Raw genomic sequence first — 26,068 nt, forward strand, 5'->3', positions numbered from 1 at the left:
AAAATTTTAATAGTATGAAAAAATCATATTTGTTATTGCTGGCAATATTTATTACATCTTCAATTTATGGGCAAGCGCAAAGCCAAATTGATGTTTATGTCGATAATAAAGGAGTAATGCGCTGGAAAGGATCGAATGAGGAAGTTGCGCTCTTCGGAGTAAACTACACAACCCCATTTGCTTACTCATACCGCGCTCATAAAAAGTTAGGAATCTCACATAAAGATGCAATTGATCTCGATATTGCACAGATGGTTAGATTAGGTTTTAATGCATTTCGTGTACATGTATGGGATAGAGAAATTTCTGACAGAGAAGGGGATCTCCTTAAAAATGAGCATCTTGATTTGTTGGATTATTTAATTTCAGAGTTAGCAAAGAGGAACATTAAAACTATAATAACACCAATTGCATGGTGGGGAACAGGTTGGCCCGAGCCGGATAAAGAAGCTCCCGGCTTTTCTCAGCTATTCCCAAAACTTCAATTAGTTACAAATCATGAAGCAAGAAAATCTCAGCGAAACTACCTAACACAATTTATTGAGCATGTAAATCCTTACACAAATAATTCGTATAAAAATGAACCTTCAATAATTGCTCTCGAGATTATTAATGAACCTTTTCATCCCGAAAATAAAGATGAAGTAACCGGATACGTAAATGAAATGGTTAAGGTACTTAGAGACAACGGCTACACTAAACCAATATTTTACAACATCAGCGAAAATTGGAATGATGATCAAGCACAGGCTGTAGTTGATGCCGATATTCAAGGGATTACTTTTCAATGGTATCCAACCGGACTTGTGCACAATAAAACTTTAGCCGGAAATTATTTGCTTAATGTTAACAAATATGATATTCCTTCAAAAAATGTTAAGGGATTTGATACAAAAGCAAAAATGATTTATGAGTTTGATGCCGCCGATATTGCCTCAACTTATATGTATCCGGCAATGGCACGCAGTTACCGTGAAGCGGGGATGCAGTTTGCGACAATGTTTAGTTACGATCCCACACAGATAGCATGGAGCAACACAGAATACCCTACTCATTTCGCGAATTTGTTGTATACTCCATCTAAAGCTATTGGACTGATGATTGCAGCCAAAATATTTGAGTTGATACCGAGAGAAAAATCATTTGGCAATTTTCCGGCTAACAATGGTTTTGGAGATTTTGGGATTAGTCATGATGAAAATTTAAGTGAGTTAAATAACGATCAATATTTAATATATTCAAATAGTACGAATAGCTTACCGAAGAATTTCAAAAATATTAAGCAAATTGCCGGCGTTGGTTCATCAAGTATTGTTAAGTATGAAGGTACAGGAGCATATTTCCTAGATAAATTAAATGAGGGAGTCTGGCGTCTCGAAGTAAATCCTGATGTGTTATGGTTGAGAGATCCTTTTGAGCAAACAAGTTTAGATAGGGAAGTAGCCAGGTTGTTCTGGAATAACCGGAAAATAAATATCTCTCTTCCTGAATTGGGTAATGATTTTACTGCCTATTCTTTATCGGAGAATCTAAGGAAGATGGAGACCTCTAATAATTCATTTTTAGTTGGACCCGGTATTTATCTTTTAGCAAATAAAAGTATTGAACAAGCACTAATTAATGAATACTTAAAACCAGTCGATTTTCTTTCTAAATTATATACCCCGACGATAGAACAGAACAAAATATATGCAGTAAATAAAAGCGACGGGTATATGATAAATTCCGAGCCGGTGAAATTTGAGTTTGAGATCGCAAGTGAAAGCAAAATTAAAAATGCAAATCTGTATGTGAAAAAATCAGGGTGGCGCGGATTTGCTAAATATGCTTTGATAAATAAAAGCGGGTTTAAGTATTCGCTGGTTGATTCATTAAAAACATTAGAAGCCGGGTATTGGGAGTATTGTGTTTTAGTTGAAACGGATAGTGGAATCTATACTTTGCCAGAAAAAATAAAAAAGTCCCCCGATGATTGGGACTTCGGCTCAGCGCAGTTATGGAATGTAAGAATAATTCCCGGCGGAACCCCGGTTACATTATTCAGTGTGAAGAGAGATAAAAAAGATTTCGTGCTTCTTCCTTTCTCGAAAACGATGCGCTATAATTTAAATTATAGTATTGGAAACCAAAGTGAGGAAGAAATCATTTCGCTAAATATAAAGTATGATGAAAAAAATGAAATCCCGTTCGCGCTTCAACATTCGGTTCATAATTTAATGACGGAGATAGAAAAAATTTCTGGGAAGTATTCCAAAATTAATGTGAAAGCAAAAGCACTAAAGCCAGAAGGAGCAAATATTAGATTGGTAATGCTAACTAAAGATGGGAAAAGTTTTTCACATAACTTAAAGCTCACAAATGATTGGGAGAAAATTGAATTGCCTCTTGAAAAATTTACAAAAGGGAAAGCGCTTATTATGCCCTTTTCGTATCCAAAATTTTTGCCGAAATACTGGAATGGAATCAATGAAGAAGATGAAAAAGTTGACTTAAAGAATCTAAACTTTATTCAAATCATTTGTGATGATTCGGGCAAGAAACTGGAAACCGGATTTGAAATTGAATCGATAGTTCTAAATTAGTTTATTAAATTTGAACCAGAAAAAACTGGATTAGTAATATGAGCAAATTATCAACAGTAGTGCAGTTATGGTCGTTTCTTATGAAAAATAAAAAATGGTGGCTAATGCCAATTGTTTTTTTCCTAATACTGCTTGGCGGCTTAATTGTACTAACAAAAGGTTCGGCATTAGCTCCATTTATATACGCAATATTCTGATTATATTTTTTTCAGAATAATTATTTGATAAGGGTTTAAGTCCAGCTTAAGCCCTTCTTTATTTATGACAAATTTCTTGCCGCTTAACAGATCAATATAATTCCCCGCAGTAAATTCTCTTTTCATCTCAAAATTCATTTTTCCACTGTTTGCAAATACGAAAATAGAATTTCCATCATACTCTCTGGAGAATACAAGTACATCTTTGTTCGAGCACTTCATAAATTCAATATTGCCGAGTGATAGTACCGGCTCGGATTGACGCATCACTGTTAATTTTTTATACCAATTCATCAATTCAGAATTTACGCTAACCTCATCAACTGATTTTTCTCTATTAAACGGGTCAATGGTTTCATTCTCATAATTAAATTCTTGCCACACCATTGGTTTTCTACAATCCGGGTCGTCACCACCCCACATTCCTGCTTCGTCTCCATTATATATTTGAGGCGCACCGGGCATTGTGAATTGAAGCGCAGCGGCAAGTTTTATCTTTTTATATTCTTCTTTATTCGGTTTTCTTATCAAAAAATCTTTACTATCCTTCGCTGTACCGGCATGGTCATATTTCCCATCGGGATTCACTGCTAATGAGCCGAGCCGTTCGGTATCGTGACTTCCAAGTAAATTCATCATTACAAAATAATTTTCTCTGTATTGATTCATAGTTGTTTTAATTGTATCGGCAAATGCCCCAGCGTCAATTTTAACTTTATTTGCGAGTACAAAATCTTTAATTGCACGAGTGAAACGGTAATTCATTACGGCATCAAATTGATCTCCCTTTAACCAGGGGGAAGCGTTAAACATTTTATAATTGTTCCAATCTTCCCACCAAACTTCACCAACAATATATGCTTCGGGATTAATTGAACGGACCAACTTTCTAAAATCTATCCAGAAATTATGATTAACCATTTCTGCAACATCGAGGCGCCAACCATCAATTCCATCAGATGGATCACCATCACCGTTTGGATCCATCCATCTTTTTACTACTTCAAAAACATGCTCACGAGGACCGGTTACTAGTCCCTTCTCATCTTCCTTTATTTCAGGAAGATCACGAACTCCATACCAGCCGGCATAATCAAATTCATTAATGGGGGTGGATGGGTCATCAAACTTTTTTATGATGAACCAATCTTTATAGTGTGAATTTTGTTGATTAGCAACAATATCTTTAAATGCCCAAAATTGTGTGCCTGTATGATTGAACACACCATCAATAATAATTTTCATATCACGTTTATGAACTTCTTCAATCAATTTGAGAAATAGTTTGTCGGCGCTTGTCCATTTCCAGGTTGATGGATCAGCATGATTTTCACTCTCCCAAATTTTTCTATCTCCTTCTGGGTCGGGTCCAAAATTATTATCTATATGATGGAAGAAAGTTGCGTCATATTTATGAAGGGAAGGGGATTCAAAAATGGGGTTTAAATAAATTGCAGTGATACCTAGTTCTTTTAAATAATCAAGTTTATCCATTACACCCTGCAGATCTCCCCCATATCTTCTGATATTTACTATCTCATAAAATTTTTTATTTAACTTCTCCTCCCATGGTTGAAGTTTATACCAGTCAGAAGTCCAAGGATGAATTTGCCAACCTTCGGGAGTTATATAGGGCCAGGCTCCAAGCATATCAATTGGTTGAGGATCATTCGTTAAATCACCATTATGAAATCTTTCCGGGAAGATCTGATACCAAATTGCAGATTTAGCCCAATCTGGAACCGCTTCAACCTGATTTAATTTTTGAGGGAATGTGTTAACTGTAAAAAGTAGTGTTAGAATTGAAATTAATAGATTTCTCATATTTACCTCGGATATTTGCATACAAATATATTTATCTTTTCGCAGGTAGGGAAAATTAAAATTGGGGATGGAGAAATAGGAAAAATTTTCTTATCCTTGTAACCGCTTTTTGAAAATACTGGAGAGTTGGCAGAGTCCCCGCAAGGCGGGGTAAAGGTTGCCTGTCACGCTTCGCGGGAAATGCCGCGGTCTTGAAAACCGTTAGGAAGTAAAAAAATAAAATACTGGAGAGTTGGCAGAGTGGTTGAATGCGGCGGTCTTGAAAACCGTTATAGGCGCAAGTCTATCCGGGGTTCGAATCCCTGACTCTCCGCCAGTAAAAATAAAACCTCGATAATAGCGATTAAACGATGTTTTCGAGGTTTTTTATTTTATAAGGGGTCTGCTTATACTGCCTAAATGGCCTAAAAAGATGTGTACTTGGCAATAAATAGGCACAAGTTTATCAGCAGTTTTTAAAACTTTCACTGCATTAGGGGTTATTAACCACCCATGCTCTAAAGGTTACCGAAATTAACCACCCTTCAGGATTTCATTAAATATCTTAAGAAAAAACGCTTCTTCTCCGATGTTGAACCGTATTAAGTTTTCACACAAGTATGAGATGAATTTGTCGTAGTTCACTCCACGATAAGTATGTAGACGTTGACTTAAATAACTTAAGAATCGATCAACCTGATATATTTTCCTTTTACTAGGCTTGCTAATCCATGTAAAATTGAAACTAAATGTTAATAGATCATCGTAAGTTTTCGTTCGCTTGAGAATAAGTTTTCCGTATGCATATGAAAGAAATTTCTTGTCCTGAATAGGAATAGTTTCACAAATCAAAACATCAGTATCATCTGAATTGTTAACTTGAAAAAGGAAATATTCTTCTTTGAGAAAGTTTATGTTGACGAAATGATTTTTAAGAATTATCTGCCGTATTTTTTCGCAAATTTCATTTGCTGTTTTATAATCTAAGGACAATTCTTTGGAGATATGATTCGCAGAATATCCACTAGAGAACATTTTCAAAATGCTAATTAAGATTCCAGCAGAAATTTTTTTGCCTTCTAAAAAACTTCCTTTTCGCTTATGCCATTCCTTTTTACACTTATAACACTTAATTCTTCCTCTGCTGATATGTCCAAGTTTATTCGATCCACAGTGAGGACATACTGTAAATCTTTTTAGTATTTCCTTCTCATATAAATAGTCTTCGGCAGCTTGTTCATCTTGCAGATATTTTGATAATTCAATTAAGTTCATTCGTTCTCCTTTAAAACAAAAAATGCCGCCACCGTTTGAGTAAGTGGCGACATTGATGATTGTTAATCTACTTTAATACATGTTTTATACTAGCCTTCCATTTTATTTTTGGATTATTCTTTAAGCGATTGTAAAGTTTAACGATATTGTGATTGCTCTGCCATTCATTAAGCTCTTCTGCCCTCTGGCGTGTTTTTTTATTTAACACACCATTGAATTCCAATCGACCTCTGCCTGTAGTACCAAGTAATCTGTTAACTTTTCCTATCCAGATTGTTTCCGTAACAAAAGGATCAACTTTTTTAATTACTCGTTCTATATGATTATCAAGCATTGGTTCGCAGCTGACACTAGTTTGGAATCCGAGTTTATGTGCCAACTTCAATGACTTTAATCGTTCATTAAAAGAAGGAGCATATGGTTCCCAGAATTTCAATACTTCATCGGAAGATGAACCAATTGTGAATCTGAATAAAATTTGATCTTTGTAGCGATCAAACTCTTTGCAGATTCTTTTAATACATTCATAACTAGGTTTGCTAACAACTAATACTTTGTTGCCAGCCTTAAGAATTTTGCCGAGGAACAGAATTGATTGTTCAATGTTATTCGGAGTAATGTCATGAGATGAAGGGAACATAACAACTTCGCCAAAATCTCGAATGTTTTTGGTTAGTACTTCTTCCCGAGCTCTGGGCATTGTCCACTGAGAAGAATTAATCCATCCATATCTTGTTGCCATTTCTCTTGCATAACAGTATAAACAACCGTTTTCACAGCCAATTTGGAAATTGAGTGTCTTTTTAGCCCACTCATAAGTTCCAACTGTATTATTTGACATAATATTTCCTGATTAAAAAGAGCCTACAATGAAGTAGGCTCTGGAATTAATAGATCTAGTTTCGAAACTTCACTGTGAAGAGTCGAAGGGTTGATCTTAGTATAATGATCGGTCATAGATTGAGGTTTATGACCCATCAGATATTGCCGCGATGAATAATCAACACCGCATTGTGCTAAATGGGAATTAAAGCTGTGTCTCCATTTATGAAGAGTAGCGTTTTTTGTAATACCGGCTTCTTCAGATATCTGCTTACAAATGGAAAGAAGTGTTCTTTCAGAAAGTTTTCCATTTGAAGGGGAAGTAAAGACATAAGATGAAGAGCTATTCTTTTTTAACAATTGAATAGTCTGAAACAATAGATCACTCATCGGTATGTCTCGCTCAGAAGAATGAGTTTTTGTAGTAAATCCGGCGTTACTTCGAACCTGGATTATTTTGTTAGTCCAGTCGATACGTTCCCAGGTAATATTAATGAGCTCACTGATTCTCATGCCTGTTAAGAAGAGTCCAAGGAAGGCCTGACGGTATTTCTGATCCATTGACTGTGTGAAAAAATTGGCTATTTCCGTATTATTGAAATAATCATCTTCTCGTTCGAGAAGAGTTTTCCGCCTAACTTTTTCGTTCTTCACAGGCGCGAATGGATTTTTTGCCAGCACATCTTTCAAGACATAACTATGAAACAGAGACTTTGCAGCTGTTAAATAGAAATTAATTGTCTTTGGTGAGATGTTACTACTCGTCAGAATTTTTCTGAACTCTTCGGCATGAATACTAGTTATATCATTAATATAAATTAACCCCTTGGATTTTGTGAATTCATGGAATGTCTCATAAACATTCTTGTATTTCACATACGACTTTGGAGCTAATGACTTTTTCTCTAAGATTATCTCTTCAATTGAATTGGCTATTTTGATTTTCGCACGTCGTACTCCATGGTGTACTAGTTTGAAATCGATTTTCTCCTTTTCAATTGTTGAGCATAAAGCTAGAGCATCAGATTTCTTAGAGAAAGTCAATCTGAGCCGCTTACCTTCATAATTGGTAACATCAACTTGATAATTACCATTTGTTAGTTTTCGTATCGTACTCATTCTATACCTTTATCCAAAATGCGCCCAAGTTCAAAGATTGTGATCATGTGTCGATCGCCATACTTAATTCCCTTGATTTTATTTTTCAAAACATTCTCTCTTACAAAATCATAACTCAGATTTAGTATTTGGGAAACTTCTGATATTGAAAAATTAATCTTACCAGGGAATTGCTTTTGAAGCATGTCGATGAACTTTGAGCAGTTTACATATGTGTCGTTCGGAGGGCTCCCAGTATTAGTTGGGAGTACTACTTTTTTAGCCATTAGGCTATCCAAAAAAGAATTAATAAGCATCTACCTTTATGTTAATCGAATGTCTCAATGAATTATTATTCAACTTACATGAAGATATTTTGAGAGCTTTAATGAGAGTTTAAAGCATACACATGAGAGAGGGATTACGAAGTTGACAATCCCCAAAATTGGGACGTTATTTATTATGTCGATCGAAACTTCTGTAATCCATTTCTCTCAGAAAATATTTGTTTTGTCTACCAATGATGCATTTAATTTGCGCATATTGATTCTAGACTGAGTTGGGTTTTACACTACTCTTATTCCAAAAAAATCTATTTTATTCTTTTTAATTTGCGCACAACCTTATCTGAGATGGCTTGATTAATCTCCTTGCTAACTCTATTTAATAGAGCATAGAGCGATTTGGCGGTCCTTGCTTCTTTCAGTATTACAACTTCAAATGGGCATCCTTTTATCTCTATTGGCTGCTCTTGGTCTGATTGATAAAAATAAGAAGTTGCTTTTTCTGATCTATACATCTGAATTTCAGATTTCTCAATGTACTTCTCCGCTTCATATAAATAGATTGAGTTACCGAACTCATGATTGTTTATAGTGCTATAATTAGGATCATCATTGCGAGGCCCTTGTATAAATAATGTAGGCGTGAATCTTGCCGTATGTAATTTTTCTATTCTTGCAACATGGTTTGGCCTATCGTCCATGTAATTATCAGACTCCATATATTTTTGAAGGCCTAGATCAATGTGCCAATCAAGATTAAGGAGCAGCAGTTCTTCAGGTGAGATGAATAGTAAATCCTTGGTAATAAATACTAAATCAGTTCCATCTATGTTGATTATTTTGCCTTTAGCTTCAACTGTGATGTTTTTGTTGTTCTTGTGTTGTGAGATTGTTAAATGTTTGCTGTTAATGATTTTTTCCATTTGGGGACCTTTAATTATTTAATAATTCGTCAACATGTCATTTTGTCAAGTTGACAATTTGACATGCTGACATTTTGTTTTTTGGCTTACTTAAATTGGTATTTATTATGTTTAACTTTAACAATTTGGTCTGAGGCTATCATTTCATCAATATCCCTTTTTATTGTACGGCCATCAATGACCATTCCAGATTTGGGGATAACAAAATCTTTAACTTCTTTAATTGTAAAGTTTTTTCCAGAAAATTCTTCCGTAATGATTGATTTTCGTTGGTCTTTTTTAGATGGATTGTCTTTCTTTTCATCTAAACCAACTACTACATCAAAATTGGAAAGGAATTCTAATTTGTAATTGATGAAAGTAAATGCTTCATCAATGTCTCCAGTTGAAAGAGTGTCTTTTAATTTGCTTGCGCAAATTGCTTTTGCCATCTTTTCAATTGAGTTTAACATTCGCGTAAGCATACCTGCAAAGTGTTTAGTCAAATGCAGATAATCTTCGTTTTTTGAAAAAAGATTTTGTAGTTTTTTCTTCAAGTAATCCTGGACTTTTTTAGGATAATTAATCGAAGAATAATGTGTGTTTACATAAGCTACAATACTTTGTAGTTTTCTTCTCCTTGGATTTTCGATTGAATCCAACTGTGTTGACTCCAAATGGTTATTCCTTCCAATCATTTGATAAGTTACTTCCATTTGCCGTTCTACATTTACGGGGATTTCAATAATTGAATCAAATCTAGAAATTATATTCATAGGGATATTAAGATCAGTATGTGAATTGTAATTTCCGTTTGGATTTACCTGACTTTGTCGATTCATATCGATATGGATCGAGGTACAAGATTCGTGTGTTGTTTTCGCAGAGGTAGAATCTTCAACCTTTCCATCTTCCATAACCATTGAAAGAATGCTTGAAATTTCATTTTGTCTTTTTGTGACTTCATGAAAATCTTCAAAACATACGATTCCGTGATTAGCAGATGGAATTAAGCCGGGTTTTGAGACATAATTTCCGCCGCTCCTGGAAGCATTTCCGATTAATCCAGCTGGTGTAATTTTACTCAGGGTGGATGAAACGTGCTTTTCATTGGGACTTAAGAGCAGAGCACACATACTTATTAACTTCTTTCCAGAAGCCGGCGCGCCAATGAGTAAGGAATGCAGCTTATTTGAGTATACACTGCCAGCACTCATACCATATGATAAGGCTTGAATTATTGTAAAATCAATTGCCTTATCCAGTTCGGTTGCTTTTTCAAGTCCTCTTATACCAAAAATGTCTTTTAGCTCATTTTTAATATAAGAGCGACAGTCGATTTTGGGTCGTTTGGAGGTTAGGAAGTTTTTAATTGACTTTGCTTCACTTTCACTCATTTGCATGAGATCCATTTGATTTAGGTTCTCCTTTACATTTTCAATGTAAAAGAGGTATCCAGAAAAATTCTCTTGATATATTGAAATTACAGTACCGAACAAAATAAATGGTTTTTGTAATTTCTTTCTTTTGAATAATTGGTGGTATCGCTCAAGAGATATGTTAAAAGAACTTATGTTATCTCCGCGGAGGTCTGTAAAACCAAGCTCAACTACCGAAACTCTGATGTTCTCATTTTCCACCTCTAGATCAACAGGTTTGGGTTCTGATATTTGAGTTAAAGTAACAACCAGTTTAATTGGTTTAGTTACAAACTGTTCAGATTTTAGTTCTGAAACAGATACAAATTCATATTCATTGATTTTATTTGTACTGCTATTTTTCTGAAATTGCACAATATTTATTGCTGCTTGGGAATCACCTATTCCTACAAGAGCAATTTTATTATGCAATTGATTAATTTTTTTCATTTAAATCTCAATTAAAAATTTAATATTGAAATACCACTCAGATTGGTAATTACCACCCCGCAGAATCAAAAGAGCATAAAACTCTTATTTAATTCTCGGATGATTAAAACACTAAATGATATTGACGCCCTTTTTACTCTATCGGGGCGAAAAACTGTAAATATTGATAGAGAAAACTATTAATCATGACTTACTGATTAACAAAAAAGATGTTTTGCCATATAACCTCAGTTTTTTGTTGTTGGTGTTTGTTGATTTTAGAATATTCTCCAGCTTCCGGATATTCGGGAAAGTTGGGGAAGGTTTTTGATACTAGATAGGAAGGGATGACGCTAGAGGTAAACTTTATTTATGATTTCAGAAAATTGTGCTTGTAGACAGAAATGTTGATTAATTTCATTTTCTGGCAGAATTTCTTCTGCCTACTATATATATCCCTAAGAAGGAAATCAAAAATTTCCAAAATTTTGATTTTTTTTTTTATTTTTCATAGTAACGTTCACTTAAAGCTAATTTGTCCAAAAGTTCATTGCTAAATATGTTTTTACTACTTAATCTCAATTTTCGAAAAAATTTAGATATTTTGGATTCTGAAATGTTCAACTTATTAGCAATCTCCTTGTTAGAATAATCTTTTAACTTCAAGCGAATAATTTCCATTTCATCATGATTACAAATTTTAGAAAGTTTATTAAAAACAACTTTACTATCCAATTTTCCCTCAATCTTATAGTAAATTTTCTCCAAATCAACCCTTGGTTTATTCTTGATCTTAATATTAGTGCCAATTAGGCCTTCAATTGAATTTTGATCGCTTTCATCTTGAATGCTAGTATCGCTTGAATCGTCGTCTTCTTGAGTATCACCATAGCTCGAATCGTCGTCATCAAATAAATTTTCAATCGTGTTTTTGTCCGGATTAGCCATGTTAAACGATGGATAATTAACTTGCTCATCAAAAGTTTGATCATTCTTTGTTTTTTTTATATAATTTTCTTCCCTTTTCTGAGCTAAATACAGCATATCATATGTTTTGAGCAATTTTAAGAAACACATTAGATAGCTGGCCAATTGAAAGTTTTCTTCAGAAGCGGTCCCGGATTCATCAGATTTTTCTTCAAAAATGGAAATTTTATGGTATAGTTCATTTATGCTTTTTGAAATCTTAAAGAAAATCGAGAGAAATAGATCGAAGGTAATTGCTAAAGAAAAAATATTTTCATCTCCAACGTGTAATAATTTAAACCAATTTTGCTCTGCCTTTGAAAGTTTCTTTCTTTCAGAAAGCTCATCTAATATATTCGCACGAAAATGCTTTTCAAAGTCTTGAACCATTAAGTCTAAGGATACGGCAAATATTTGAGCTAATATTCCTTTTTTTTCAATTAAAAAATAAAGCTTATGTATTAACTCAAGTTTTAAGCGATAATCCGAAACACTCAATTCTTTAACTGAATCAAAATGTTCTATACAAAATTCTTTTGCTTTCTTTGAGGTCGTCTCATCATAATGGACTTGGAGCTTCACATTTATTTTTTCAAATAAACTATCAATTTTATTGAAGTAATTTTTGTCGCTCCAATCATATCCAAATGAGCTTTTCATCTGTTCTTTTTCATCAAAAAATATTTGTCCTAATATTTTCTGATAATGTTCTTTTTTAAAGACGTCATCTAATGTAATCTTTCCCTCTTCCGCTAAAACTAATCTTTCATAAGAAATAATTCCTATTAGGCATTCGTTTATTTCAATGTAGCTATCATAGAAAAAGTCAGGATCGATACGGTACTTTGTAGAGATAATTTCTTTCTGAAAATATCTTTGGATCACCTTTTTTTGATCTAGTGGCTCCAAATTATAAATATTTGCAATTGTGTTAAGTTCATCAATCAGATTGTAACGTTTGCTAAACTCATTAAAGAGTATGTTTAAAAATTGTTGTGGGGTCTGTGGACTAGGCTCATTCGACTTCTCAACAATACTTACGAAATCATTGATTTCCCGGAAATTATTAAGATTATTAATGATAGGTCTTCTTTTTGCCATACCACTTGCTTGCTTTGAGCTTGATCTATTTTTGATTTCCTCCTGAAAGAAGATTTCATAAAGAGTAAGAGTTCCATAAATATTTAATTTACTCTGGTTATTTTTTTGAGAAACAATGCTGACGAATTTTTTGAGTGGTATTAATGAATAATCAATTGATAAGTCATAATCTCTAATATTAATGTAGGACCCATCTGGTTTTTTAAATTTAAGTATCTTTTCTGAATATTTGATTCCATCATCTAAATACTCGTAGTTGTTAGAAATACTCATTTCACTCTCAATTGTTAAAATATTATAAATCAAAAAAAACAAATTATTTAGAAACAAAACAAAAAAAGATTTGACAATAGGAAATACATTGCTTATATTTAATTAGTAAATATTTATATATAATAATTTCATAATATTAAAGTAAAAAAGGAGAAAAACTAAAATGGCAGTTTACAAAACCCGAGATTTTTATCTCAGCGGGTTTTTGATAGCCGATAAACACAAACTTCTAAAACACCAGAGATATAATGGGTTATTGGAGTTCGTGTTTTACGACACACCGGAGCTACACAATGCAATTAAGCAATACTATGCGGCTGAGACTAAAATAGACGCTATGACCTATTCAGTCACAATACGCAACTTGAAGTCCTTAATCCACTCGAAAAGAGAAGAGGATCTTCCATTTACTATTTCAAATGAGCAACTAAATCATGAATTCGTTAACAAACAATCAATCAGCGCATGAAATAAAACAAATATTTTATTCAACAAACCCGCTAATAACTCCAAATCAAACTAAAGAAAAAGCTGCAGAAATCACACATGGCTGGAAACTGGAAAGTTGTAACTGGTCAGAACCCGAATTAACAACCCTCGTAAAAACAAAAGCATACATCTGTAGCAAACTCCAAGATGGTCATAAGACCAAATCTAATGTAGAAGAGGTTTACATGTGTGCATTGGATTTTGATAATAAAGCAGAAAGGTTCACTAAAGATGAGTTTATTGAAAAAGCTTCCAAATGGCAGTTCAGTTGGTTTTTACATACAACAATAAGTCATCATTCCAAATACTACGAAGATGGAACACCAATAGATAAATTTAGAGTCTTAATTCCTTTTCTTAATCCAGTGAGCGATAATTTTTTAAGGGATAATCTAAAAGAATTTTGGCTATCAAAATTCCCCCAACTTGACCCCACATCGTTTCAAGGTGAAAGATATTACATGATATCCCCTAACGCCGAAACATATTTTCACGAATTCCGAGATGGTGAAGGTAAACATGTTTTTATTAACCCAGAAATCGCAAATAATAGTGGCCAACCAACCGGAGTTAAGAATAAATCAAACTCCACGAAAAGCAATGAAATGTTCAAAATGGATTGGGAGGTTACGTTATCTGACAACAAAACAATAAAAAAGGTTTTCGAGATATCCAGCCATACACCAGTTTTTTGTCCATTCTGTATTCATGATTCAGCACACCGAGGAAACCCCACAAGTGCAAATGCATTTGTGGATATTAATAGTGTCGGCTACCACTACATTTATTGTTCTTCTGAGGATAAAACTTATTGGCCGGATCCAAAAGATACATTGCTGAAAAATGTGAAATTGTTCTGGAATACTACTGTTGGACAGCCTTGTCAAACAGATTATACTACTCCGGAATCACTAGGAGAACAAAAACCGGCGAAGACTATTTACGTGTTTAAGAACGATAATGATTTTAAGAATTTTTGTACTAATGAAAGTATTCCTTATTCGCTAAAAACATATTTAATAAGAGCTGGAATTATCTTTAATCCAAAATTAAGCTCCGGATTAAATGGTCAATATTATAATTTATTTGAAGAAACAGATTATATGAAAAAAGATTATAGTCATCTACAAGCACTTAAGCACGAATTGCTAATAACAGAACTTGATAAAAGAGTACCGGTTATAAGCGAATTATTAAAAAATATTTTTGGCGATGATGAATATGTATTAAGGTTTTTGAATTGGATAGGGTTTCTACTTCAGAAGCGGGAGAAGGCCTTCACAGCTTGGTTAGTTCAATCCAAGGAACAAGGGGTCGGCAAAGACTTTTTATTTAATTTCATTTTGAGACCGTTGTTTGGTGAAAAACAATCGCAATTGTTGAATGGTAGCCGAATAGGAAAACAGTTTAATTCAATGGATTTACATTGTTTTTTAAGGGGGTACAATGAGGTTTTTACAAACAAAGATTCTGCAACTAATACTTTCAGAAAAGAATGGCTAAAAGATAGAATAACGGGTAAGGAGCAAGAGATTGAATTCAAAGGGGTAGATGCGTATTCGGCAAGAAACTATATGAATTTTATACTTTTTTCAAATAATGACATGGCAATAGCACTAGATGAAAACGATAGGCGATACAATGTGGTTAAAAATGAAAAAGCTAAAAAGGTTAAGGACTTATCATTTTACATTAACGAAGACCATTTACCAGATCAAGTAAACAGTGAATTAGAAGCATTTGCCGAGATTGTATTTACACTGGAAGTAGATCGTGAATTGGCAAACACCGCCATTACCACAGCAGCAAAAGATGAACTTATAGGACTTAGCAAAGATAACTATGATAAGTTTATTGATGCGCTTGCAAGTGGGGATAGTGATTATTTTATGCTAGACGAAGTGTTCCAACCAACTCATAGTGATCTTTTATTTAACTCAAGCACTGATAATAATACTGAATCATCTGTATCAAAAGAAGTGAGAGAATCAATTTCAATATATAAGGCGATTCCTAGTAGGTACATGAACTCAATTATAAAGTTTCATTTCCCAAAAAATCAGTATCGAGAGTCACTTGATAGACTGAAGCAGAAGAATTTGATTACGATTCAGAAACGGTTTGGCGGGGGGCAAAACCAAAAAGTTTATATGGTTAAATAAGTTTGTAACCAATGCAACCTTTTTGTAACCTTTTTGTATCCGAAAGATTGTTTGAATTTGAGACAAAAACAAAGAAAAAGGCATTTGTAACCTATGTAACCTATTTTTTTAAAAGTTTAGAAAAATAGTAATATAAAAAATATATAACAGAGAGAGACACGAGAAATCATATTCTGTGATAAAGTAGAGGTTACATTGGTTACAAGTTACAAATTGAGAATTGAAGCTGAAAACGCAGATATTGAGGTTACAAACTGGTTACATTCCGGTTACAAAAGGTTACAAACAATTATTAACGGTTACAAAATCCTAATGGATAATGTTATGAAAAAGAATAAATTAAAACCAACATTCACAGATGATATTAATCAAAATATCCAAATAGCTGTGAATTACGAAAAAGGACTTACAAGCAAAGGAGTCAATGACTTTACAGGTTCCTCGGTTAATCCGATTGCTCCCGACCAAGTGATAGCTGCTATCGACTGGTACACGAAATTCACTTTACCGGCAAAAACCTTTAACGCAGATTTTACAAGCTATTATGTAAAGCATAGGATCGAAGCTCATCTGAGATCACTTGGAAATGGGATGTATATTTCAAATGGGGCAGTTATTGCTGCCCTGCTGATCATGGGAATCGATTACAAAAAAGACAAAAACAGCCCCAATGTTATTCCTAAACTGAAAAGTAAAAGGATTCCGCTGCCAAAGGTACGCTGGCATCTATTTATTAAAGACTAATTGGGAAAATGCGGGGATTTTCCCCCAATCTCGATTTTGCGTAAATCTAAGTCCATGATTTCAGCATGATAAGCCAAAAAAAAGCCAAAAAATCTCCTTAGGGTTTTGGTTCCATAGCCCCAACTGCAAATCTGAGCCAGCTAGCGACCTCTCCAATAGTGGTAAAGCCAAAAAAGCTACAAGGTATTTTTATTTTTGCCCCAGAATCGAAAACTCAAAATTATTTTTGGGAAATTTTCACCGACCCTATATGCAAAGGATCACAACATCCATTTTATTCTTGCGCTTTATATACATTAAACTTAAGTTGAAACTAAATAATGGGCTGGTTCAATTTTGGGGCTATTACAGGAAACTTCACACGAAAACACTTCACTGACTGGTGAATTTAATATAGAATTGATGGAATGAAATAAATTTTACTAACAAAAGAACTCGACCAATAAATTGTTTTATTGGTGTAAAAAACTTTGTGTGTTCGCCTAAATGCAACCAAGTTATAAACCAATTACTTGAGAAATAATATGAAAAGAACTTTATGTCAAATATCCTTAATACTGGTGCTTACATTCCTTTACGGTTGTGAGGATAGTTCCTCTAAAAAAAGAATTGCTGAACTTGAATCTCAACTTGATGATTTCAAATCAAAATTTGAAGAAATCAAATCATCTGCAGACGATATTGAATTAGCAGTGGGACAACTTAATAGTGAAATTAGTGATTTTGCATATCAAGATTGGCAATGGAACGTTCAAGAAGTTGAATCTGCCACAAATGAAATTGAATCAGCTCTTTATGAATTACAAAGCATAATTGATGATTTAGAAATTGAATTAGTCGGGTATTAGGATTTTTGTACAAATGAGAAAGTTTGAAATTAATTAAGAATACTTAATAAGTTTCAAAACATGATTGATCTATTCTCTGAGTGTAATTAATAAAATTAATTAATAAATAATTATCAGTAGAAATTATCAAAGTGTTGAGCGGCTTAAAACAAGTCGTTCAGAAGGCAAATAATGAATGAATTAATAATAAAAAATTATGATGTTCTGATTGTGAGGATATTGCAGATAATTATTTCTTTTTTCTACTCATATATTGGCATTGTTTTTATTGGGTTGCTCGTAGACGGTGAATTCATAAATCCAAAAGAGTTCATAGAGCTCATTTTATTATTCAATGCAACGCCGCTTGCATTGGCTATTGTATGGGGAATCACAGCAATCCTGGCAACATTTTTCATTAAGAGAAGTAGCGGTCATAAAATAAAAGATTCTTTCTTTCTGAAGAAATGGATGAGTCTAAAATCATGGATGTTTTCTTTGGGAAAGGACTTTGAGTAAATAAGATAATTAATATAAGACGACAAACTAACAAGGAGTCGAGAAGCTTGTGTATAAAATAAAATGGGTGTGAAAATAGGAACTCAAAAAATAAAGTTAATATGAAATATAAAGCTGATTTTATAACAAAAAAGGTGGTCGCCAAAAATGTCATTGTAGTTATGGGCGGCAAGTTACCCGTAATGCTGTTATGCCGTGAGTTAAAATGAAAAATAAATATTATAAAATATTTTCAACAGTGCTTCTTATTTTAAGTGTAATTATGCTTGTTGTATTTATTGTTTCAAGTTATTTTATATTTATCAATCAACCTTCATTAACCTGGCAACCAGATAGTGTTGGATTTTCATATTTTCTTAAAATATTCTCACCTAGTATACAGATTGGAACATCTTCAATCGTCTTTTTTACACTATGGCTTACTTTTGAGAGAATGCGACAAACACAAAATCAATTGGACATTACTCTAAAGAATATAGCATTCAATAATTACTACAAACACAAAGAGGAATTCAGTTCGTTCTTGAACAAAATGCCTTTTTTTGCTTTTTTGAAGAAGCATAGCCAAATTGAAGTTGAGACTCTCTTTCCTGCCATTTATTCTTACTTTTTTAATAAATCGTATAAAAACTTTGAAGCAAGACTGAATTCTAAATCAAGGGATGAAATAAATAACTTTATCGCCGAAATAAAGAAATCACCCATCAGTATTGTTAATCAAGATTTAGAACAAATATCTATCGAAGAAATTAAAAAACTATCTGAATTGATTAATAGAACTATCGAACCAATATGCAGTATTAATACCGAAATAGAAGTTGTCACAGTTAGACAACATTTTATGGAAGTCGGTGGTAAACCATTAAAATTAGTTGAAGAGAGATTCAAATTGTTGAACAATCTATTTTGGGCAATTTCATTATATGAAGACTTTTTAGCATTTGACGGAATATATCAATCAGAGAGAGCAAATTTTGCGCTCAACTTTGCAAAATACAGAGCGACTATTGGCTTATGAAGAACTGCATAACAAGTTGTTCAAGACCGACCGCTTTAAACATTGCGGAATTTGTTTGGTTAAAAGGTTGCGTTGTAAAAGTTTGTTGCTCTTTGAGTGTAGTTAACAAAATGAATTAATAAATAAATCATCGGCCTTGGTTTTCAAAGTTGCATTGCTGTTATGGACGGCGCTTTAGTTGCAATGCCGTTAAATGGCTTAACAAAAAAAGGTAAAATATGATAAAGATATTTCAGCGATTACAAAACAGTTCATCAAAATTAAAAGCTATTTATCTCAGTTGGATACTTTTACATTTTATTCTTTTACTTACTGCTGGAAATATGCTAGATATTCATGATAGGTTTTTCCCAGATCGCTGGCGTTTAGGATATTATGACATCACTGAGTTTCTAATTTATACTCTATCTCCAATTTTTATTTTTTATATAGTTTCGTTTTGGAATGAAAGAAAATAATTAAAATAAAAATATATTTAATATGAAACTTTAAAGAAAAGCAAAGCAATATAACCCGTTCTTCAAGCCGACCGCTTTAAATGTTGCGGTATTTGTTTAATTGTAAAGTTGCGTTGCTAAAGTTAATTGCTTTTTGAATATGGTGAACAAATAAATTTATAAATAATTATCGGTATTCGTTTTTCAAAGCTGCATTCTAGTGTTGGGCGGCAGCTTAAAAACAATGCCGCTATAAGGCTAAATGAGTACAGTTACATTTAAAATATCAATTCCAGCTCCTGAAGGATTCATTGGTAATATTTGCATTAATATAAACTGCAAAAAATATTTTAAAGTGAGTGCCTCAGATATAAAGGATGAAATGTTTTGTCCATATTGTGGTACCTCAGCCTCAAAAATGGATTTGAGAACAATTGAACAAAACAAGTATATTCGAGAAGCTGCTATGGAAAAAGCAAAAGAAATCGCTTATAAAGAAATCGATAAAATGTTCGGTAATTTAGCACGAAGCTCGAGTTCAAATAAATATTTTACAGTAAAACATACGCCGATGAACTATCGTGCAAAAAATATTAGACCAAGTTATTCTGAAAAATCTGTTGACACTGAATTAAAATGCCCCTGCTGCAATGTTTCGTTTCAAGTTTATGGAATATTTGGCTTTTGTCCTGGTTGCCGAATTGAAAATATGATTATTTACGATACTAATATTCAGATAATAAAAAAAGAGTATGAGAATAGTGATAATAAAGAAAGAGCGTTACGACACGCATATTCTGACCTAGTTTCAACCTTTGAAAGATTTTGTCAAAATAAATCCGAATCTATTAAAGAATTGAAACCTAGTTTTCAAGAATTATTTGAAGCGAGGAAATTTTTCAAAGCTCATTTTACCATTGATATATTCTCAGATTTATTAGAACCAGAATTACTTTCTCTAAGGCGAGTTTTTCAAAAGAGACATACTTATGTTCACTCGGACGGTAGCATAAATGAAAAATATGTTAAAAAAATTCCAGAAGATAATAAATTACTTGGAACTAAAGCTGTTCTAACTTTTGAAGAATTTTGGGAAGCTGCATTATTATTGCGTAAAGTTATTGATAAATTAATTATCATAAAACTGTAAGCGCCTTATAACAAGCCAATCAACCGGACGCCGTATTTCATTGCGGCATTTGTGTAACTATAATGTTGTGTTTTCAAAACTAAGTTGCTTTTTGAATATGGTGAACAAAATAAATTTATAAATAATTATTGGCAAGGTTTTTCAAAGCTGCATTCTAGTGTTGGGCGGCGGCTTAAAAACAAACCTGTTAGGTAGTATACAAATTTATGGGTGAATTTAACAAATCATTGTTGAAAGGAGAAATTCCATATCCTACTCAAAGAAAATTTAATCTTAAGGATTGGGATAATTCTTTTAACTCTTTTTCACAAAAGGATGAAGATGATGAAAGAATTTATTCTGCTGGAAAATGGGTTTTTAATAAGTTAGCATTTATTCGTGAACAAATAAAAGATTTAAAATTTAATTCACTACAAAAGGAAGAAGCATTACAATGTTTGTTTGGTTTTGTTAATAGAGACGTATCAATTTTAACTGAGATGCAAAAAGAAATGAAACCGGAAAATGAAATATTAGCCATTTCATATCTTAACAAAAAAATAAAATTTAATGATATTAGTCCAGAGTTATCTGTTGTTGACAAATTTGAAAGCACTGTAGAAGCTGTAAAATATCCATTAATTCAATTATTTCATTCAAATGACTTTCCTAATAAAAAATCCAAATCATTATGTGATATTGAGCTATTAAATTCATATAAAAAGATTATCAATTATGGACAGTATTATTTAATAATCGAAGGAATATGGGGTAAATGTCTTTGGAGAAAGTATTCAATTGAGCCAAAAGAAAAATACGATTTAATAAAAATACCTGTTGATAGAGATACAAAAGTAGAAGCAATTTCTAAATTCAGATTAGACTCTCTCATTGTTGAATCTGCATTCCAAGCTATAAAAATGTGGAAAAATGATCTTTCGGAAGAATTAAAAAAAACACTTATAGATATTAATGTTGTAAGAAATATAGTCGGCTCTGGAAAGACTAAACAATATATTCTAAATAAGTATACTTATGATGAAGAATCACCACCAAGTTCATTCATAGCGGAACTTCAAGCGCACGAATTATACTTTAATAAACTGCTTAATCTACCCGTGCCCAAAATACCATCAATAACACTAAGGGTATTATTTAAAGTATGGCATCTTTTCTTTTCGCTAGCTGATATTTTAAAAGATCGTTTGCCACAAGATACTGGTGTTTTTAAGATCAGTAAATTAAAAATGTTTTCAACACAAATAAAAAAAAATGATTTAGTAAACCTTATATCAAAATCTATTTCTGTTAATTCTTCTGACTCCAAAAAAATAATTGAAATATTTACTTATAATGGTAACAATGAAGATGAATTATGGACTAAACCCTTCGTTGAATATAAAGAAAGATTGTATTTTATTTATGGAACTTTACTTATGCCGAATTTGCTTCGTTCACTTGAGAGCTGGATAAAATGTGGAGGGTTCGATCTTTCGGAACGTGGGGACTTATTTGAGAATTATGTTCGTATCGAAATTTCTGATTCATTAAAAAACTCTAAGATTATTAAAGATGCTGGTGTTTTCCCAAATTCGATAACTATTCCTGGTGATGGGAAGAATGAAGAAATCGATTTAGTATTTTGGATGAAGAACAAATTCATAATTGGAGAACTGAAATGTGTTTTATTTCCTACTTCTCCATTAGAAGATTACAGATATAACGATAGACTCCTTGAAGCTTCTATTCAGATTCAAAGAAAGCAAAAAGCAGTTGAAAAACATAAAAAAGAATTCTTGGATCAATTATCACTCACTGAAATAATTGATGAAACTAAAATTGAAATCGTTCCAATTATTCTTACAAATCTTCAACTTGGAAGCGGTAAAATAATTGACTCGATTCCGGTAACCGACTTACTGCTATTGAATAAATATTTAAGTGATGGAGAGATGTCTCTATTTGTTGAAAGATCAATGCATTCTGATGATAAAGTAAATACGATTCACAAATTTTACGAGGATGAACAGCAAGCAATTGATAATTTTGATAATTTTGTCAAAAATCCTCCGCTTTTGTTACTCTATGGCTCTTTTCTAAAGAAAAACATAAATCAATTCCTAATTGGTAATGATGAAGATAAACCTTATGTAGAAGAATTTCTTGAAGTTGTAATTGAGTAAGTATTACTACCTAACTCGTGGTTCAAAGCGACAGCGTTTTCGTAGTCGGCCTTTTATAAATTTTAGTTTTAGTCGTTCCATTTCGGCAGTTTTGTTCAAGGTAGTTTGCTATGAAAATTTTTTCTAATTAAAATATTGTTTAATTTTTTCGGCAATGTAGTTATGGCTGCGCCTTAGCAACCACGCCATAATATGCCAGATCAAGTGAGATGAGAAATGATTGATTTATTAGGAATGATCGGTTCGCTTCCAAAAGAAAGTGATTTCAAAAAGAGAATGCGTTTGCATCAAGGTTGGTGGCGTGCTTTTGTGCTTGGTGAAAATGAAGGTAAGCATCCAATAAAAGATGATGAAAATATTTGCAATACTCTTTTAAATGGGGAACAAACAGAGAATAATTTCATTTCTAACTTAGTGAAAAATGTTGTAAGAGAGGTTCTGAAAGGAAGAAATGGTGGAAGTGCCGGAATGGTTGACAAAAAACGTTTATTTAACAACCTACTTTCAAGTCAGCCACTTTGTTTTAATTTCTTTGCACCATTGTATGTTGATAAGAAACTTGCATTAAACTTTCTTCGGAAATATTATCCAGAAATCACATCAGTTAATGAAGTTTATTTTGAACATGCAAACTCTAAAAACAAATATGATAATTCAGCATTTGATATTGCATTTGATGTTAATGATGGAAGTAAAAAAGGAATTATTGGGTTTGAATGTAAGTATACTGATTCGTTTTCGCCAAATCAGCATAGAAAAACAGCATATGAAGAAATTTATCAACAATCTAATATTTGGGCTAAACCCTATGAAGAATTAACCAGTTCTAAATTCAATCAACTGTTTCGCAATCAATTAATAGCGGAAAGCTTTAAGCAAGATAAACAATATGACTTTGGTTATTTGGCTCTATTCTGTCATCATAAAGACGATGAAGCGATAACAATTGCTGAAGAATATAAACTGATGTTAAAAGAAGAACAGACCCATCTTTTCCAAATTATTACTTATAAAGATTTTTTTGAACAGATAATGAAGCATGATTTGACATGGCAAACGAGGGAATATTATATGTTTCTGTGGGCTCGATATTGTGGGCTTAAACTTAGTAATTCAGCTTATTCACAACTGAAAGAAAATGAGAAAGGTTATTATAAGGTTTATGATGTGGATGAGGTGGATTTGCAAAATAAAATAATGGTTGCAACACTTGAAGGTGGCGTAATCTATTCTGCCGAAAATGAAAATGGATTGTTTGTAATTATTGACCAATCCACTCTTTCAGATTTTCTAAACGATCAAGACAAAAAAGAAAATGGTTGCTTTACTTCCATTTACAAGTTTGTCAATGAAGCTGAGAGAAAATCCTTTATTAGTAAATATAAACTTAGAATAACAGAAACAGACGGCATATAACATCTTTAATAAATAAAATGTCATGAGGATAAAATAATTATTAACGGATCCGTAAAGACGAATTATGTTAAGTATTAACAATAAAAAAATGATGTTAAATAAAAAAATAATCGGTAAGTGTTGTCCATGAGACCGAAGTCAGATAATTGTGATAATAAATCCCAATGGTAAACTGTTTTTACTTGCTTGTCCCGTGCATTATGAGGGGACTTCTTTTATATGGAAAACGGCGTTATACTTACTTAGTAATTCATATGCTAAAGAATAATCTTTTATATAAACCTGACGAATATGTTTTTGTAGATCATGCAGCGAGTATATGAGTAAAACATTTAATTATTTTTAGAATTATAATACTACTTTTTAAATTGAAGAATTGAGGGACAGTAAATGAAATTTGTAATATTCTCCCTGGTGTTTTTTTTGTTTTATCTGCAACCATCTTTAAATTATTTAGCTCAAACTGAGATAGACTCTAGCATACAATTCACGCGACTTAATATTAATAATATCTCAACTGTATTTGGTAATAATGGATTATCCGATTATAATTATGATAATATAAAAGGTTTTCGTTATCCCAAAGAATTTTCAAATTGTGGATTCTGGTGGACAGGTTTTCTATTAAGTGGAAAAGTTGAAAATGAGATCAGGGTAAGCGGAACGACTTATTATTCAAGTTTAATGCCTTACGGTAACGGAATGATTTATCGTGTTAGAAAAGATTATAGAAATGGAAATTTTTCCTCGGAAATTTCAGATGGCGAGGGAACAGAAGATGAAATAAGAGTGAAATATGAGGATGACTGGAATAATTGGCCAGCAAATGAGGGCGCTCCTTATCAAGATATTAATAAAAACGGAATCTACGAACCGGACATAGATATTCCTGGTGTCCCTGGCGCCGACCAGACAATCTGGTTAAAAACAACAGATAATTTAGGGAGCGAAGTCATAAATGAATTTGGTTCTAAACCGCTTGGTATTGAAATCGAATTTACTTATTGGGCATATAATAAAAATACTCCATTAAACAATACCATATTTAGAAGATATAAAGTTATTAACAAATCTGTTTCTCCAATAGAAGAACTTTATTATTCTATATTTTCAGATCCGGATATAGGGGATGCTGGAGATGATTATGTAGGGTGTGATACTTTACTAAACTTAGCTTTTGCTTATAATGCAAGCAATTTTGATGCTATTTATAAAGAGATGCCTCCCACATTTGGAATATCATTAATCAAAGGGCCATATAATGATAGTACAAAGAAGGGTTTGTCATCATTTAATTTTATAATTAATTCGGACCCTAATTATGGTTTTCCAGAAAAAAATTCTTATGAGAATGGTGCATTAAGATTTTATAATCTTTCTAGAGGTATTAGAGCAGATGGTTTGCAATATCAAATACCGGAAAGATTTGGCGGGGGTGAAACCACCTTTCCTTTTTCAGGTGATCCTATTAGAAGAGAAGGATGGATAGAGGGTAAAGAATTCCCGCCTGGAAATAGAAATTTTGGTTTATCAACAGGTCCACTTAATCTTTTACCTAATGAATTTCATGAGATTGTATTTGCTCAAATTGCAGCTGGCGGCATTAATGGGATTAATAGATTACAATCATTAGATTCTTTGAAGATTTACACATTAAAAGTAAAAGAATTTTATACAACCTCTTTTGATACACTTACTCATTTTGGATCTAATGATGATAAGATCGAAAATGATTTTATTCTTTATCAAAATTATCCCAATCCATTTAATTCCTCAACAGTAATTAACTATAGTTTATCAGAATCAGCCAATGTTCAAATAAATATATTCGATCTTTTAGGAAGAAAAGTGGTAACACTAGTTGATGATTATAAAAATGCAGGGATACATTCATTAATGTTGAATGAAAATCATTATCCATCAGGGGTTTACTTTTATACTTTGACATTCAAGAATAAAATACTATATAAAAAAATGATGTTACTAAAATAATA

Annotated in this window: 21 protein-coding genes and 1 tRNA gene; 14 read left to right on the plus strand and 8 right to left on the minus strand. The window is 32.6% G+C overall.

What is annotated here, in order from left to right:
* The first annotated feature begins 14 nt into the window (after positions 1-14).
* Both KF816_02795 and KF816_02800 read left to right on the plus strand, forming a co-directional pair.
* The gene (locus KF816_02795; GenBank protein ID MBX3006934.1) at positions 15-2,582 is read left to right on the plus strand and encodes a cellulase family glycosylhydrolase; all 2,568 of its coding nucleotides are present in this window, start codon (positions 15-17) and stop codon (positions 2,580-2,582) included.
* Between the two features lie 38 nt (positions 2,583-2,620).
* Positions 2,621-2,779, plus strand: a complete 159-nt coding sequence (locus KF816_02800) for a hypothetical protein (GenBank protein ID MBX3006935.1) — start codon at positions 2,621-2,623, stop codon at positions 2,777-2,779.
* Here KF816_02800 and KF816_02805 read toward each other — a convergent pair whose 3' ends face one another.
* Complete coding sequence (locus tag KF816_02805; protein ID MBX3006936.1) at positions 2,780-4,603, minus strand: alpha-glucosidase C-terminal domain-containing protein; 1,824 nt, start codon at positions 4,601-4,603, stop codon at positions 2,780-2,782.
* 226 nt (positions 4,604-4,829) lie between these two features.
* On the opposite strand from KF816_02805, the gene KF816_02810 reads away from it, so the two are divergent.
* A tRNA-Ser gene (locus KF816_02810) sits at positions 4,830-4,919 on the plus strand.
* A gap of 197 nt (positions 4,920-5,116) precedes the next feature.
* On the opposite strand, the gene KF816_02815 is transcribed toward KF816_02810, so the two are convergent.
* From KF816_02815 to KF816_02845, 7 genes are all read right to left on the minus strand, one after another.
* A complete protein-coding gene (locus KF816_02815) occupies positions 5,117-5,857 on the minus strand; it encodes a transposase (protein ID MBX3006937.1) in 741 nt (246 codons plus the stop codon).
* Between the two features lie 67 nt (positions 5,858-5,924).
* Positions 5,925-6,698, minus strand: coding sequence for a radical SAM protein (locus KF816_02820; GenBank protein ID MBX3006938.1), 774 nt, complete (start codon positions 6,696-6,698; stop codon positions 5,925-5,927).
* 23 nt (positions 6,699-6,721) lie between these two features.
* Positions 6,722-7,798, minus strand: a complete 1,077-nt coding sequence (locus tag KF816_02825) for a tyrosine-type recombinase/integrase (protein MBX3006939.1) — start codon at positions 7,796-7,798, stop codon at positions 6,722-6,724.
* Positions 7,795-8,064, minus strand: coding sequence for a hypothetical protein (locus tag KF816_02830; protein ID MBX3006940.1), 270 nt, complete (start codon positions 8,062-8,064; stop codon positions 7,795-7,797). Before KF816_02830 ends, KF816_02825 begins: the two co-directional genes overlap by 4 nt.
* Positions 8,065-8,369: 305 nt before the next feature.
* Positions 8,370-8,984, minus strand: coding sequence for a hypothetical protein (locus KF816_02835; GenBank protein ID MBX3006941.1), 615 nt, complete (start codon positions 8,982-8,984; stop codon positions 8,370-8,372).
* 86 nt (positions 8,985-9,070) lie between these two features.
* Positions 9,071-10,831: a hypothetical protein gene (locus KF816_02840; protein MBX3006942.1), complete on the minus strand. Its 1,761-nt coding sequence runs from the start codon at positions 10,829-10,831 to the stop codon at positions 9,071-9,073.
* 480 nt (positions 10,832-11,311) lie between these two features.
* Entirely contained in the window at positions 11,312-13,150 is a 1,839-nt protein-coding gene (locus KF816_02845) for a hypothetical protein (protein ID MBX3006943.1), read from the minus strand.
* Between the two features lie 163 nt (positions 13,151-13,313).
* Between KF816_02845 and KF816_02850 the strand changes: the two genes are divergently transcribed.
* From KF816_02850 to KF816_02900, 11 genes are all read left to right on the plus strand, one after another.
* Positions 13,314-13,619: a hypothetical protein gene (locus tag KF816_02850; GenBank protein ID MBX3006944.1), complete on the plus strand. Its 306-nt coding sequence runs from the start codon at positions 13,314-13,316 to the stop codon at positions 13,617-13,619.
* The gene (locus KF816_02855; GenBank protein ID MBX3006945.1) at positions 13,585-15,801 is read left to right on the plus strand and encodes a hypothetical protein; all 2,217 of its coding nucleotides are present in this window, start codon (positions 13,585-13,587) and stop codon (positions 15,799-15,801) included. The genes KF816_02850 and KF816_02855 overlap by 35 nt, the downstream gene beginning before the upstream one ends.
* Positions 15,802-15,996: 195 nt before the next feature.
* Positions 15,997-16,545 carry a hypothetical protein gene (locus KF816_02860; GenBank protein MBX3006946.1) on the plus strand — a complete coding sequence of 183 codons (549 nt, stop codon included), beginning with the start codon at positions 15,997-15,999 and terminating at the stop codon, positions 16,543-16,545.
* Positions 16,546-17,069: 524 nt separating this feature from the next.
* On the plus strand, positions 17,070-17,393 hold the full coding sequence (locus tag KF816_02865; protein MBX3006947.1) for a hypothetical protein: 324 nt from the start codon (positions 17,070-17,072) through the stop codon (positions 17,391-17,393).
* Between the two features lie 171 nt (positions 17,394-17,564).
* Positions 17,565-17,891: a hypothetical protein gene (locus tag KF816_02870; GenBank protein ID MBX3006948.1), complete on the plus strand. Its 327-nt coding sequence runs from the start codon at positions 17,565-17,567 to the stop codon at positions 17,889-17,891.
* Positions 17,892-18,096: 205 nt separating this feature from the next.
* Entirely contained in the window at positions 18,097-18,909 is an 813-nt protein-coding gene (locus KF816_02875) for a hypothetical protein (protein ID MBX3006949.1), read from the plus strand.
* 218 nt (positions 18,910-19,127) lie between these two features.
* Positions 19,128-19,367, plus strand: coding sequence for a hypothetical protein (locus KF816_02880; protein MBX3006950.1), 240 nt, complete (start codon positions 19,128-19,130; stop codon positions 19,365-19,367).
* A 241-nt stretch (positions 19,368-19,608) separates the two neighbouring features.
* Positions 19,609-20,496 carry a hypothetical protein gene (locus KF816_02885; GenBank protein ID MBX3006951.1) on the plus strand — a complete coding sequence of 296 codons (888 nt, stop codon included), beginning with the start codon at positions 19,609-19,611 and terminating at the stop codon, positions 20,494-20,496.
* 206 nt (positions 20,497-20,702) lie between these two features.
* Positions 20,703-22,658, plus strand: coding sequence for a hypothetical protein (locus KF816_02890; GenBank protein MBX3006952.1), 1,956 nt, complete (start codon positions 20,703-20,705; stop codon positions 22,656-22,658).
* 216 nt (positions 22,659-22,874) lie between these two features.
* Positions 22,875-24,074: a hypothetical protein gene (locus tag KF816_02895; protein MBX3006953.1), complete on the plus strand. Its 1,200-nt coding sequence runs from the start codon at positions 22,875-22,877 to the stop codon at positions 24,072-24,074.
* A 390-nt stretch (positions 24,075-24,464) separates the two neighbouring features.
* The gene (locus KF816_02900; protein MBX3006954.1) at positions 24,465-26,066 is read left to right on the plus strand and encodes a T9SS type A sorting domain-containing protein; all 1,602 of its coding nucleotides are present in this window, start codon (positions 24,465-24,467) and stop codon (positions 26,064-26,066) included.
* Positions 26,067-26,068 lie beyond the last annotated feature (2 nt).

Source organism: Melioribacteraceae bacterium, assembly GCA_019638015.1.
Lineage (GTDB): Bacteria > Bacteroidota > Ignavibacteria > Ignavibacteriales > Melioribacteraceae > JAHBUP01.

What these genes read in the sequence shown, in the direction of transcription:
- KF816_02795 (MBX3006934.1), top strand. Translation starts at nt 15, where the DNA reads ATGAAAAAATCATATTTGTTATTGCTGGCAATATTTATTACATCTTCA.
- KF816_02800 (MBX3006935.1), top strand. Translation starts at nt 2,621, where the DNA reads ATGAGCAAATTATCAACAGTAGTGCAGTTATGGTCGTTTCTTATGAAA.
- KF816_02805 (MBX3006936.1), bottom strand. Translation starts at nt 4,603, where the DNA reads ATGAGAAATCTATTAATTTCAATTCTAACACTACTTTTTACAGTTAAC.
- KF816_02815 (MBX3006937.1), bottom strand. Translation starts at nt 5,857, where the DNA reads ATGAACTTAATTGAATTATCAAAATATCTGCAAGATGAACAAGCTGCC.
- KF816_02820 (MBX3006938.1), bottom strand. Translation starts at nt 6,698, where the DNA reads ATGTCAAATAATACAGTTGGAACTTATGAGTGGGCTAAAAAGACACTC.
- KF816_02825 (MBX3006939.1), bottom strand. Translation starts at nt 7,798, where the DNA reads ATGAGTACGATACGAAAACTAACAAATGGTAATTATCAAGTTGATGTT.
- KF816_02830 (MBX3006940.1), bottom strand. Translation starts at nt 8,064, where the DNA reads ATGGCTAAAAAAGTAGTACTCCCAACTAATACTGGGAGCCCTCCGAAC.
- KF816_02835 (MBX3006941.1), bottom strand. Translation starts at nt 8,984, where the DNA reads ATGGAAAAAATCATTAACAGCAAACATTTAACAATCTCACAACACAAG.
- KF816_02840 (MBX3006942.1), bottom strand. Translation starts at nt 10,831, where the DNA reads ATGAAAAAAATTAATCAATTGCATAATAAAATTGCTCTTGTAGGAATA.
- KF816_02845 (MBX3006943.1), bottom strand. Translation starts at nt 13,150, where the DNA reads ATGAGTATTTCTAACAACTACGAGTATTTAGATGATGGAATCAAATAT.
- KF816_02850 (MBX3006944.1), top strand. Translation starts at nt 13,314, where the DNA reads ATGGCAGTTTACAAAACCCGAGATTTTTATCTCAGCGGGTTTTTGATA.
- KF816_02855 (MBX3006945.1), top strand. Translation starts at nt 13,585, where the DNA reads ATGAATTCGTTAACAAACAATCAATCAGCGCATGAAATAAAACAAATA.
- KF816_02865 (MBX3006947.1), top strand. Translation starts at nt 17,070, where the DNA reads ATGAAAAGAACTTTATGTCAAATATCCTTAATACTGGTGCTTACATTC.
- KF816_02870 (MBX3006948.1), top strand. Translation starts at nt 17,565, where the DNA reads ATGAATGAATTAATAATAAAAAATTATGATGTTCTGATTGTGAGGATA.
- KF816_02875 (MBX3006949.1), top strand. Translation starts at nt 18,097, where the DNA reads ATGAAAAATAAATATTATAAAATATTTTCAACAGTGCTTCTTATTTTA.
- KF816_02880 (MBX3006950.1), top strand. Translation starts at nt 19,128, where the DNA reads ATGATAAAGATATTTCAGCGATTACAAAACAGTTCATCAAAATTAAAA.
- KF816_02885 (MBX3006951.1), top strand. Translation starts at nt 19,609, where the DNA reads ATGAGTACAGTTACATTTAAAATATCAATTCCAGCTCCTGAAGGATTC.
- KF816_02890 (MBX3006952.1), top strand. Translation starts at nt 20,703, where the DNA reads ATGGGTGAATTTAACAAATCATTGTTGAAAGGAGAAATTCCATATCCT.
- KF816_02895 (MBX3006953.1), top strand. Translation starts at nt 22,875, where the DNA reads ATGATTGATTTATTAGGAATGATCGGTTCGCTTCCAAAAGAAAGTGAT.
- KF816_02900 (MBX3006954.1), top strand. Translation starts at nt 24,465, where the DNA reads ATGAAATTTGTAATATTCTCCCTGGTGTTTTTTTTGTTTTATCTGCAA.